This is a genomic window from Marilutibacter spongiae (genome assembly GCF_014145325.1).
Classification (GTDB): Bacteria; Pseudomonadota; Gammaproteobacteria; order Xanthomonadales; family Xanthomonadaceae; genus Marilutibacter; species Marilutibacter spongiae.
In genome coordinates, this window is record NZ_JACHTF010000002.1 from 203644 (window position 1) to 214698 (window position 11055).

The 11055-nt window shown below is 69.1% G+C and carries 12 protein-coding genes; 8 read left to right on the forward strand and 4 right to left on the reverse strand.

Annotation, left to right across the window (positions count from 1 at the left end; all coding sequences use genetic code 11):
• The first annotated feature begins 104 nt into the window (after positions 1-104).
• The 3 genes from H4F98_RS02515 (at position 105) to H4F98_RS02525 (ending at position 2815) form a co-directional block, all read left to right on the forward strand.
• Entirely contained in the window at positions 105-590 is a 486-nt protein-coding gene (locus tag H4F98_RS02515) for a DUF456 domain-containing protein (protein WP_182685079.1), read from the forward strand.
• Between the two features lie 52 nt (positions 591-642).
• Entirely contained in the window at positions 643-1776 is a 1134-nt protein-coding gene (locus tag H4F98_RS02520; RefSeq protein ID WP_425487562.1) for a phospholipase A, read from the forward strand.
• A gap of 82 nt (positions 1777-1858) precedes the next feature.
• The gene (locus H4F98_RS02525) at positions 1859-2815 is read left to right on the forward strand and encodes a patatin-like phospholipase family protein (RefSeq protein ID WP_182685081.1); all 957 of its coding nucleotides are present in this window, start codon (positions 1859-1861) and stop codon (positions 2813-2815) included.
• A gap of 21 nt (positions 2816-2836) precedes the next feature.
• On the opposite strand, the gene H4F98_RS02530 is transcribed toward H4F98_RS02525, so the two are convergent.
• Together H4F98_RS02530 and H4F98_RS02535 are read right to left on the reverse strand one after the other, a co-directional pair.
• Positions 2837-3472 (reverse strand): glutathione S-transferase family protein, encoded by a 636-nt coding sequence (locus H4F98_RS02530; RefSeq protein WP_182685082.1) that lies wholly within the window; start codon positions 3470-3472, stop codon positions 2837-2839.
• Positions 3469-5052 carry a fumarate hydratase gene (locus H4F98_RS02535; protein ID WP_246372764.1) on the reverse strand — a complete coding sequence of 528 codons (1584 nt, stop codon included), beginning with the start codon at positions 5050-5052 and terminating at the stop codon, positions 3469-3471. The genes H4F98_RS02530 and H4F98_RS02535 overlap by 4 nt, the downstream gene beginning before the upstream one ends.
• Positions 5053-5156: 104 nt before the next feature.
• On the opposite strand from H4F98_RS02535, the gene H4F98_RS02540 reads away from it, so the two are divergent.
• The 5 genes from H4F98_RS02540 to H4F98_RS02560 all read left to right on the forward strand — a co-directional run bounded on the left by H4F98_RS02540 (position 5157) and on the right by H4F98_RS02560 (position 10130).
• Entirely contained in the window at positions 5157-5789 is a 633-nt protein-coding gene (locus H4F98_RS02540) for a trimeric intracellular cation channel family protein (RefSeq protein ID WP_182685083.1), read from the forward strand.
• Positions 5790-5838: 49 nt separating this feature from the next.
• A complete protein-coding gene (locus H4F98_RS02545; RefSeq protein ID WP_182685084.1) occupies positions 5839-6702 on the forward strand; it encodes an RNA polymerase sigma-70 factor in 864 nt (287 codons plus the stop codon).
• Positions 6703-6789: 87 nt separating this feature from the next.
• Positions 6790-7155, forward strand: coding sequence for a carboxymuconolactone decarboxylase family protein (locus tag H4F98_RS02550; protein WP_182685085.1), 366 nt, complete (start codon positions 6790-6792; stop codon positions 7153-7155).
• An 89-nt stretch (positions 7156-7244) separates the two neighbouring features.
• Positions 7245-9107 (forward strand): ABC transporter ATP-binding protein, encoded by a 1863-nt coding sequence (locus tag H4F98_RS02555; RefSeq protein ID WP_182685086.1) that lies wholly within the window; start codon positions 7245-7247, stop codon positions 9105-9107.
• A gap of 213 nt (positions 9108-9320) precedes the next feature.
• Entirely contained in the window at positions 9321-10130 is an 810-nt protein-coding gene (locus tag H4F98_RS02560) for a ferredoxin--NADP reductase (protein WP_182685087.1), read from the forward strand.
• Positions 10131-10155: 25 nt separating this feature from the next.
• On the opposite strand, the gene H4F98_RS02565 is transcribed toward H4F98_RS02560, so the two are convergent.
• Both H4F98_RS02565 and H4F98_RS02570 read right to left on the reverse strand, forming a co-directional pair.
• Entirely contained in the window at positions 10156-10548 is a 393-nt protein-coding gene (locus H4F98_RS02565) for a hypothetical protein (RefSeq protein ID WP_182685088.1), read from the reverse strand.
• A 10-nt stretch (positions 10549-10558) separates the two neighbouring features.
• Complete coding sequence (locus tag H4F98_RS02570) at positions 10559-11044, reverse strand: glutathione peroxidase (protein WP_182685089.1); 486 nt, start codon at positions 11042-11044, stop codon at positions 10559-10561.
• Positions 11045-11055 lie beyond the last annotated feature (11 nt).

Consider the following 11055-nt stretch of genomic DNA (forward strand, 5'->3'; position numbering starts at 1 on the left):
TGACCCTAGCAAACGCAGCATCGGCAAATTACCCCGCACAATGTGAAAATGCAATCGGGCCCGCCCGGCCCCACGAATACCCCGCCCGACAGGACAGCCGGCCCTTGGATATCCAGAATCTGTATTACGCGCTCGCCGCGATCATGATCCTCGTCGGCATCGCCGGCACGGTATTGCCGGCGCTCCCCGGCATTCCGCTGGTATTCGCCGGCATGCTCCTGGCGGGCTGGGCGGGCGACTTCGCCCACGTGGGCTGGCTGCCGCTGCTGTGCCTGGCGATCCTGACGGTGCTGTCGCTGGTGGTCGACTTCGCCGCCACCGCGATGGGCGCCAAGCGCGTGGGCGCCAGCCGGCTCGCGATCGCGGGCGCGGTGATCGGCACCTTCGCGGGCCTGTTCTTCGGGCTGATCGGCATCTTCGTGGGGCCCTTCGTGGGTGCCGTGCTCGGCGAATTCCTGCATACCCGGAAGATGGGCCAGTCCACCCGCGTGGGCATCGGCACCTGGGTCGGCATCATCGTCGGCACCGTGTTCAAGCTCGGTCTCGCCTTTACCATGCTCGGGTTGTTCGTCGCCGCGCTCTTCTTCTGAGGCGACCGTCGCGCCCGTTCCCCGCCCCATCCGGAAGATACCCATGCCCCGCATGCCCCTGCCCGCTGCTCCCGTCCTGATCGTGTTCGCCCTGCCGCTGCCGGCCCTGGCCCAGTCGGGTGCCGCGTCGCCGGAAGCCTGCGTGTCGATCGAGGCGGACGCGGACCGCTTGGCCTGCTACGACCGCAGCCTGGGCCGGGGCGCACGCGCGCCCCGGGATGCCGATATCGCCGCGCGCGAGGCGCGGGCCATCCAGGACAACCTCGAGGTCAGCGAAGCCGTCGCGCCCGAAGCCGTGCCAGCCATGGGCGCGGGCGGCGAGCTCTATCCCAACGACGACCCCCTCGATCGCGCGATCGCCAACGCCGGGAAGGGGTCCCTGCTCGACAGCCGCTGGGAGCTGGCCCGCGACTCCAAGCTGGGCATCTTCAACTTCCGCGCCTACAAGCCGACCTACCTGCTGCCGGTATTCTGGACCAGCGACGTCAACGACACCCCCAGCTCGCCCAATCCCAACAACACCGTCACCCAGCCGATAGGCCTGGACGCGCTGGAAGCGAAGTTCCAGCTGAGCTTCAAGATGAAGGCCTGGGAGAACATCTTCGGCGACAACGGCGACCTGTGGCTGGGCTACACCCAGAGCTCGCGCTGGCAGGTCTACAACAGCGACATCTCGCGACCCTTCCGGGAAACCAACTACGAGCCCGAAGTGACGCTGATGTTCCGCAACAACTACAGCTTCCTGGGCTGGAACGGGCGCATGGCGGGCATCAGCCTGAACCACCAGTCCAACGGGCGCGCCGATCCGATCTCGCGCAGCTGGAACCGCGTGATCGGCACCGTCGGGCTGGATCGCGACAACTGGTCGCTGGTCCTGCGACCGTGGTGGCGCGTGGACGAGGACGCGGCGGACGACAACAACGCCGACATCGAGGATTACATCGGTCGCGGCGATGCGACCCTGGTCCACGTCCGCGGCGGTCACCAGTTGTCGCTGACCGCGCGGCACTCGCTGCGCAGCGGCGACCGCTCGCATGGCTCGTTGCAGTTCGACTGGGGCTTCCCCATCCACAACAACCTGCGCGGGCACCTGCAGGTGTTCGACGGCTACGGCGAAAGCATGATCGACTACAACCATCGCGCGACCTATATCGGACTGGGCGTGTCCATGCTGGAGTGGTACTGAGCCAGCCCCGGCCCGGACGGCCGGCCGCGCGACAGGAAACGGGGGGATGCGACCGCCCCTGGCCCACCAAGGAGGAACCGGCATGAAGATGCGACGCATCCTTTCCCTCGACGGAGGCGGAATCCGCGGCCTCGTCGGCAGCATCTGGCTCTCGGGCATCGAGGACGCCCTCGCCCGCGCCGGCAAGCCCGGCCTGGCCAGGCACGTCGACCTGATCGCGGGCAGCTCCACCGGCGCGCTGATGGCCTGCGGCCTGGCCATCGGCCTGTCGCCGGCGCAACTGGCGGACTGGTACCGCAAGGAGCGGCACGTCATCTTCCCCGGCATGGCCGGTCGCTTGTGGTCGCGGGCCGGGCGCCTCTTCACCCAGGGCATCTCGGCACCGCGCTACGACGCCAAGGGCCTGGAGAAAGTGCTGCGAAAGGCATTCGGGAACACCACGCTGGGCGAGGCGAAGGTACCGCTGCTGGTCACCAGCTACGACACGATCTCGCGCAAGCCGGTGGTCTTCAAGAGCTTCAAGCCCGAGCATGCCGGATTGCCCATGTGGGAAGTCTGCCGCGCCTCCAGTGCCGCGCCCACCTACTTTCCCGCCCACGGCATGGTGGTCGAGGGCCGCAAGCGCGCGCTCATCGACGGTGGCGTGGTCGCCAACAACCCCACCGCCTGCGCGATCGCCGAGGCCCTGCGCAAGGACCAGCGCGTGGACGACGCGCACGACCTGCGGGTGGTCTCGGTCGGCACGGGCGAGCGCAACCGGCCGATCGACCTGAAGTCCGCGCGCGAATGGGGGGCGCTCGAGTGGGCGACACCGATCATCGACGTGCTGTTCGACGGCAACACCGATTCGGTCGACTACATCGCCCGCCACATCGTCGGCGACGGCTATTTCCGCCTGCAGTCGCAGCTGACGCCGGGACTGGACGACCTGGACGACGTCAGCGACACCAACATCGCCGCGCTCGAGGCGATGGCCACGCAGTACCTGCTGCAACCCGCGACGCGCAGCCTGCTGGCACGCATCGCCGAGCAACTCTGAGCGCGACCCGGGCGACCGGCCCTAGGTCCAGTCGTCCAGGCCTTCGCGCCGGTAGACCTCGTGGAAGGAAGGCAGGTCCTTCATCCGCCGTGCCAGGGCATGCAGTGCCGGCCAGTCGTCGCTCGGTCGCGGCATGTTGCGCGACCAGCGCATCAACATGGTGAACACGAAATCGACCGCGCTCATCGACGTGCCCAGCAGGTAGGGGCCGTGGGCACGCAGGTGCGCGTCGACCTGTTCCCACGCCGATTCGATCGCCGCCCGCGCGCGCTCGCGCGCCGCGTCGGCGTTCTCCGCCCCGGCCACTTCGTCGGCATAGAACCACGCCCGGTACGGCGGCATCAGGGTGTAGACGGCGAAGCACATCCAGCGGTAGTAGTCCGCGCGTCCGGGCGTCCCCGGGCGCGGCGCCAGGCCGGCATCCGGATACAGGTCGGCCAGGTGCATGGCGATGGCGACCGACTCGGTCAGCACCTGGCCGTCGATGACCAGGGTGGGCACGCGGCCCTGCGGATTGAGCGCGAGGTACTCGGCGGTCTTGTGCTCGCGCGTGTCGAAATCGAGCAGCACCAGTTCATGCTCGACACCCAGCTCGAGCAGCAGCCAGTGGACGACCAGCGAAGCGGTGCTGCGCGAGCCGTACAGGACGACGCTCATGCCGGCTCCACCACGACCGGGATCTTGCCGATGCGCCCCTGCCACTCGCGCGGTCCGGTGCGGTGCACCGACTCGCCCTGGCTGTCGACCGCCACCGTCACCGGCATGTCCTGCACGGTGAATTCATAGATCGCCTCCATGCCCAGGTCCTCGAAGGCGACGACGCGCGAGGCCTTGATCGCCTTCGACACCAGGTAGGCGGCGCCGCCCACGGCCATCAGGTAGGCCGACCGGTGCTTGCGGATCGCCTCGATCGCGACCGGGCCGCGCTCGGCCTTGCCGACCATGCCCAGCAGGCCGGTCTGGTCGAGCACCTGCTCGGTGAACTTGTCCATGCGCGTGGCGGTGGTCGGGCCGGCGGGACCGACGACCTCGTCGCGGACGGGATCGACGGGCCCCACGTAATAGATGAAGCGCCCCTTGAAGTCGACCGGCAGCGGCTCGCCCTTGTCGAGCATCGAGACGATGCGCTTGTGCGCCGCGTCGCGCCCGGTCAACAGCTTGCCGTTGAGCAGCAGCACCTCGCCGGGCTTCCAGCTGGCGACCTCCTCCGGGGTGATGGCGTCGAGGTCGACCCGGCGTCCCTTGCCGGCGTCGTAGGTCAGCTCGGGCCAGTCCTCCAGCGACGGCGGATCGAGCATGACCGGACCGCTGCCGTCGAGGGTGAAATGGGCGTGGCGGGTGGCGGCGCAGTTGGGGATCATCGCCACCGGCAGGTTCGCCGCATGCGTCGGGTAGTCCTTGACCTTGATGTCGAGCACCGTGGTCAGGCCCCCCAGGCCCTGCGCGCCGATGCCCAGGGCGTTGACCTTCTCGTAGAGCTCAAGGCGAAGTTCCTCGGCGCGGTTGGACGGGCCGCGCGCCTGCAGGTCGGTGATGTCGATCGGCTCCATCAGCGACTCCTTGGCCAGCAGCATCGCCTTCTCGGCGGTGCCGCCGATGCCGATGCCGAGCATGCCCGGCGGGCACCAGCCGGCCCCCATGGTCGGCACGGTGCGCAGCACCCAGTCGACGATCGAATCGGAGGGATTGAGCATGGCGAACTTGGACTTCGCCTCGGAGCCGCCGCCCTTGGCCGCGACGATGACGTCGACGGTGTTGCCGGGCACGATCTTCACGTTGACGACGCCGGGCGTGTTGTCGCGGGTGTTGGCGCGCTTGCCGGCCGGATCGGCCAGGACGCTCGCGCGCAGCTTGTTGTCGGGATGGTTGTAGGCGCGGCGCACGCCTTCGTGGACCATGTCCTCCACGCCCATGGTGGCGTCGTCCCAGCGCACGTCCATGCCGATCTCGAGGAAGACGGTGACGATGCCGGTGTCCTGGCAGATGGGCCGGTGGCCCTCGGCGCACAGGCGCGAGTTGATCAGGATCTGCGCCATCGCGTCCTTCGCCGCCGGCGATTCCTCGCGCTCGTAGGCCGCGGCGAGGTTGCGGATGTAGTCGACCGGGTGGTAGTAGCTGATGTACTGCAGGGCGTCGGCGACGGACTGGATGAAGTCGTCCTGCCTGATCGAAACAGGCGTCCGGGAAGCGGGCTGGCTGGCGGTCACGGCATCGGCTGGCTTGGCGGTGGGGGCCATATTCTACTGCCCGGCCCGGGCAGGCGCAGCGGCGGTGGCCGGTATAGTGCGCCGTGCACCCCCGGCCCGGACCGGGACGGCCCCGTCGCCCCGGACGCCCCCGAATGCAGAACCTCATCCTCCATCTCGACCTGATCGGCACCTTCGTGTTCGCGCTCAGCGGCGCCATGCTCGGCGTACGCCACCGCCTGGACCTGTTCGGCGTGCTGGTGCTGGCATTCGCGACCGCGAGCGCCGGCGGCATCCTGCGCGACCTGCTGATCGGCGCCACCCCTCCCGCGGCCCTGCACGACTGGCGCTATCCGGCCATATGGATCAGCGCCGGCCTGATCGCATTCGCCTGGAGCCCCTGGATCGAACGCCTGCACCAGCCGGTGCGCGTGTTCGACGCCCTGGGCCTGGCGGTGTTCGCCGTCGCCGGTACCGACAAGGCGCTGGGCGCGGGGATCGGCCCGCTGATGGCGCCGTGCCTGGGCATGTTGAGCGGGATCGGCGGGGGCATGCTGCGCGACGTCCTGCTGGCCCGCGTGCCCCTGGTCCTGCACGCCGAGCTCTATGCGATCGCCGCGCTGGCCGGGGCCAGCGTGGTGGCGATCGGAAGCGTCCTGCAACTGCCCCCCGTGCCGGTGACCGTGGCCGGCGCCGCGCTGTGCTTCTTCCTGCGCCTGGCGGCCCTGCGCTACGGCTGGCACCTGCCCAAGGCCCTGCAGGCCCCGCCCGGGGACGATGCCGCCTGATCCCGTCCCGCGCTGTCACGCACGAGCCCCCTGCCCCGTCCTGCCCCACATGACGCTCGATACTTTCCAGCACCACCGCCCGCGCCTGTTCGCGCTGGCCTACCGGCTGCTCGGCAGCCGCAGCGACGCCGAGGACGTCGTCCAGGATGCCTGGCTGCGCTGGTCGCAGGCGGAGTGGGACGCGATCCGCGACCCTGAGGCCTGGCTGGTCACCGCGACCACCCGGCTGGGCATCGACCGCCTGCGCCGGGTCCGGCAGGAACGCGAGGCCTACCCGGGCCCCTGGTTGCCCGAGCCGCTGGACGTGGACGCCTCCGCCACGCCCGAGGCCGGCGCCGAGATCGCCGACCAGGTGTCGCTGGCGTTCCTGGCCCTGCTGGAACGGCTGGGACCGGAGGAGCGCGCGGCCTTCCTGTTGAAGGAGGCCTTCGACCACGACTACGAACGGATCGCCGAGCTGCTCGGCCATGGCGTGGCCAATTGCCGGCAGATGGTGCATCGGGCCCGGGGCCGCCTGCGGGAAGGACGGCCGCGTTTCGAAGTCCACCACGACCGCCATCGCCAGCTCCTCGAGCGCTTCATGCAGGCCTCCCAGTCGGGCGACGAGGCCGCGATCGTGCGCCTGCTCGACGCGAATGCGCGCTTGGTATCCGACGGTGGCGGCAAGGTCACGGCGGCCATCCGGCCCCTGCGCGGGGCCGAGCGCATCGGCCGCCTCTATGCCGCCGTCGCGCGCAGGGACGCCCCCCGGGCCCACGCGACGATCGGCACCGTCAATGGCGAGCCGGCGATCATCCGCTCGCGCGACGGCCGCCTGGAGTCGGTCACCACGATCACCCTGCGCGACGGCCGCATCGACGGCATCCTGACCGTGCTCAATCCCGACAAGCTGCGCCACTGGCGAACAGGCTGATCCGCGCCCCCTGTCACGCGCGCCCCCCGCCGCCCGTCCTTGCCATGAACCGGCCATTCCGGCCGCATCGCGAAGAGGACCAACCCCATGGATACCGCCCCCCTCGACTATGCCGCGCATGCTCCGCGCGCGTTCCAGCAACTGGCCCAGCTCAGCGCCCAGCTCCACAAGGGGCCGCTGGGCCCGCAACTGCTGGAACTGGTCTCGCTGCGGGTCTCCCAGCTCAATGCCTGCGTCTTCTGCCTGGACATGCATGCCGAAGCGCTGCGCCGGTCGGGCGTCGCGCAACGCAAGCTCGATACCGTGGCTGCGTGGCGCGAATCGCCGCTGTTCGACGCGCGCGAGGTCAGTGAGCTGAGCTTCGCGGTCGCGGCCATCCGGGCCTGGAACATGCTCAACGTCGGCCTGCGCCGGCCACTGCCGGAGACGCCCTACGTCGCCGAGGCGGCCTGAGGCCCGTCACGGGCGGGACCGCGGCCGGCGCCCGTCGCCGGCCGCCGCCGAACGCGTACACTCCCGGCATCCCGGTCCAGGAAGGCGCCATGCCCGCCCCCGCATCGCAAGGCGGTTCCAAACCCAGCCTGCGCGAGCGCTTCGACGCGCTGCGCAACCTGCCGCCCTTCCTGCGGATGATCTGGGCCACCAGTCCCTCGCTCACCCTGATGACCCTCGGCCTGCGCCTGGTCCGCGCCTTCCTGCCGGTGCTGATGCTTTACGTCGGAAAGCTGATCATCGACGAGGTGGTCGCGCTGGTCGGTGGCGGCGTCGCGACCGGGTCGTTGGCCGACGCGATCGCCAGCCACCGCTTCGACACCCTGGTCGCGTTGCTGGCGGCCGAGTTCGGCCTGGCGATCGCATCGGACCTGATCGGCCGGCTGGTCAGCTATGGCGATGCGCTGCTTTCGGAGCTGTTCACCAACGCGACCAGCGTGCGCCTCATGGAACACGCCGCGACGCTGGACCTGGAGGACTTCGAGGACCCCGACCTGCAGGACAAACTCGACCGCGCCCGCCGCCAGACCATGGGCCGGGTCAACCTGATGAGCCAGATCTTCGGCCAGGTGCAGGACATGATCACCGTGGCCAGCTTCGCCGCCGGCCTGCTCGTCTACGCGCCGTGGCTGATCGCCCTTCTCGCGGTGGCACTCGTCCCGGCGTTCATCGGCGAGTCGCACTTCAACGCACTGGGCTATTCGCTCAACTTCGCCTGGACGCCCGAGCGCCGCCAGCTCGAGTACGTCCGGCAGATGGGCGCCAGCGTCGAGACCGCGAAGGAGGTGAAGATCTTCAACCTCCATACCTTCCTGATCGAACGCTACCGCGAGCTGGCCGGTCGCTTCTTCCGCGCCAACCGCAAGCTGGCGCGGCGCCGGGCGTTCTGGGGCACCCTGCTGGCCGCGCTCGGCACGCTGGGTTACTACGTCGCCTACGCCTACATCGCCTGGCGCACCGTCAGCGGCGACTTCAGCATCGGCGACCTGACCTTCCTGGCCGGCAGCTTCCTGCGCCTGCGGCAGCTGCTGGAAGGCCTGCTGGTCGGCTTCTCGCAGGTTGCCGGCCAGGCACTCTACCTGGACGACCTGTTCTCGTTCTTCGCGATCCGGCCGGAGATCGCCACGCCGCCGCAGCCGCGCGACGTGCCGCAGCCCATCCGGCGAGGCTTCGTGTTCGAGAACGTCGGCTTCCGCTACCCGGACGCGGACACGTGGGCGCTGCGCGGGCTCGACTTCGAGCTTCGCGCCGGCGAGGTGCTGGCGCTGGTCGGCGAGAACGGCGCGGGCAAGACCACCCTGGTCAAGCTGCTGGCACGTCTCTACGACCCCGACGAGGGCCGCATCCTGCTGGACGGCCACGACCTGCGCGAATACGACCTGGACCAGTTGAGGGCCAACATCGGCGTGATCTTCCAGGATTTCGTCCGCTACCACCTCACCGCCGGCGAGAACATCGGCGTGGGCCGGATCGAAGCCATGGACGACGCGGGCCGCATCCGCGACGCCGCCGCGCGCGCGATGGCCGACGCGATGATCGCCGGCCTGCCCCAGGGCTACGACCAGGTCATCGGCCGACGTTTCAAGACCGGCGTGGACCTGTCCGGTGGGCAGTGGCAGAAAATCGCCATCGCCCGCGCCTACATGCGCGATGCGCAGGTGATGATCCTCGACGAACCCACCGCCGCGCTGGACGCGCGCGCCGAGTTCGAGGTGTTCCAGCGTTTCAAGGAACTGTCGGACCGCCGCACCGCGGTCCTGATCTCGCACCGCTTCAGCAGCGTGCGCATGGCCGACCGCATCCTGGTCCTGGCCGGGGGACGACTCGAGGCCAGCGGCACCCACGACGAACTGATGGCCGCCGGCGGCCGCTACGCGGAGCTGTTCGAGCTTCAAGCGGCGGGGTATCGGTGATTCGTGATTGGGGATTGGGGATTGGGGATTGGGGATTGGGGATTGGGGATTGGGGATTGGGGATTGGGGATTGGGGATTGGGGATTGGGGATTGGGGATTGGGGAATGGGGAATGGGGAATGGGGAATGGGTTGCGTGGGTCCCCACGAATCACCAATCACGAATCCCCAAATCGCGTAAAATAACGGCTTCGCTCCACGCCCCCACCCCGACATGTCCTCAGCCTTCGGCACTGAAACCGTGCTGGACGTCCGTCACTGGACGGACGACTACTTCAGTTTCACCACCACCCGCGACGACGGCTTCCGCTTCGACAACGGCCAGTTCGTGATGATCGGACTGCCGGTCGAGCAGGCCGACGGCAGCAGCAAGCCCCTGCTGCGCGCCTACTCGATCGCCAGCGCCAACTGGGAAGAGCAGCTGGAGTTCTTCAGCATCAAGGTGCCCGACGGTCCGCTCACCTCGCGCCTGCAGCACGTCAAGCCCGGCGACGGCATCCTGATCGGCCGCAAGCCCACCGGTACCTTGCTGATCAGCGACCTGCACCCGGGACGCAACCTGTACCTGCTGGGCACCGGCACCGGTTTCGCACCGTGGCTGTCGATCATCAAGGACCCGGACACCTACGAACGCTTCGAGCGCGTGATCCTATGCCACGGCGTGCGCAATGCGCAGGACCTCGCCTATCGCGACTACATCGTCAACGAGTTGCCGCACCACGAATTCCTCGGCGAGACCATCGCCCGGCAGCTGCGCTACTACCCCGCCGTCACCCGCGAACCCTTCGTCTTCGGCGGCAACGACCACCGCGGGCGCATGACCGACCTGATGGCCAGTGGGCAGATGATGCAGCACCTGGGCATCGAGGCGCTCGACCCCGAACACGATCGCGCCATGGTCTGCGGCAGTCCGCAGATGCTGGCCGACTTCCGCACCCTGCTGGACGGCCGCGGCTTCAGCGCCGCACCCCGCATCGGCACGCCCGGCCAGTACGTGTTCGAACGCGCGTTCGTCGAGAAGTAGGCCTGCCCGCCGCGGGGTTCGGCGCTCAGGCGCCCCCGTACTGCAGCCAGACGCGCGCGGCGGCTTCGTCGCCGAACACGCGGAACGCGTAGCCGCGCTCGCGGGCGTGGATCTCGGCCACCTCGACCTCGGGGATCTGCTCGGGATGGGATTCGACGTAGGCGACCCGCACGCCCTCGAAGCCCTGGTGCATCAGCGCGTCCACCAGTTGCGCGAGCTGCCCCGGCGGGGGCACTTCGCCGCTCATCTCGTCGACGACGAGCAGGCTTTCGGGCTCGACCCGGCGCACTTCGCCGGCGATCTCGAGCCAGTACCTGAGCGATGTCTCGAAGCTGCCGTTGGTGCCGGTGACGTGGGCGCGGAGCATCCCGCGCCCGGCGTCGTAGGCGATGGTGTACGGGCAGTCCCTGCCTCCCATGCCGGCCGCCCTAGGCGGCCAGCGCGGCGCGGACGTCGGCGGCCAGGGAGGCCGGCTTGTCGGTCGGTGCGTAGCGCTTGATGACGTGGCCGTCGCGACCGACCAGGAACTTGCTGAAGTTCCACTTGATCGCATCGATCCCGAGGAAGCCGCCCTTCTCGTCCTTGAGCCACTTCCACAGCGGATGGGCGCCGTCGCCATTGACGTCGACCTTGGCGTACATCGGGAACGTCACGTCGTAGGTCAGCGAGCAGAAGTCCTTGATCTCGGCCTCGTTGCCCGGTTCCTGGTGGCCGAACTGGTCGCACGGGAAGCCCAGGACGACCAGGCCCTGCGGCCCGAACTCCCGCCAGAGCTTCTCCAGGCCCTCGTACTGGGGCGTGAAACCGCACTTGGACGCGACGTTGACGACCAGCAGCACCTTGCCGCGGTAGGCATCGAGCGACTGCTCCTGTCCGTCGATGTCGACGGCATTGAAATCGAAGGCGGTGGCCATGCGGGCGCTTC

Coding starts and splice junctions, on each gene's coding strand:
- H4F98_RS02565 (WP_182685088.1), bottom strand. CDS start 10,548: ATGGGAGGCAGGGACTGCCCGTACACCATCGCCTACGACGCCGGGCGC.
- H4F98_RS02540 (WP_182685083.1), top strand. CDS start 5,157: ATGCAGAACCTCATCCTCCATCTCGACCTGATCGGCACCTTCGTGTTC.
- H4F98_RS02560 (WP_182685087.1), top strand. CDS start 9,321: ATGTCCTCAGCCTTCGGCACTGAAACCGTGCTGGACGTCCGTCACTGG.
- H4F98_RS02545 (WP_182685084.1), top strand. CDS start 5,839: ATGACGCTCGATACTTTCCAGCACCACCGCCCGCGCCTGTTCGCGCTG.
- H4F98_RS02555 (WP_182685086.1), top strand. CDS start 7,245: ATGCCCGCCCCCGCATCGCAAGGCGGTTCCAAACCCAGCCTGCGCGAG.
- H4F98_RS02550 (WP_182685085.1), top strand. CDS start 6,790: ATGGATACCGCCCCCCTCGACTATGCCGCGCATGCTCCGCGCGCGTTC.
- H4F98_RS02520 (WP_425487562.1), top strand. CDS start 643: ATGCCCCTGCCCGCTGCTCCCGTCCTGATCGTGTTCGCCCTGCCGCTG.
- H4F98_RS02530 (WP_182685082.1), bottom strand. CDS start 3,472: ATGAGCGTCGTCCTGTACGGCTCGCGCAGCACCGCTTCGCTGGTCGTC.
- H4F98_RS02535 (WP_246372764.1), bottom strand. CDS start 5,052: ATGGCCCCCACCGCCAAGCCAGCCGATGCCGTGACCGCCAGCCAGCCC.
- H4F98_RS02570 (WP_182685089.1), bottom strand. CDS start 11,044: ATGGCCACCGCCTTCGATTTCAATGCCGTCGACATCGACGGACAGGAG.
- H4F98_RS02525 (WP_182685081.1), top strand. CDS start 1,859: ATGAAGATGCGACGCATCCTTTCCCTCGACGGAGGCGGAATCCGCGGC.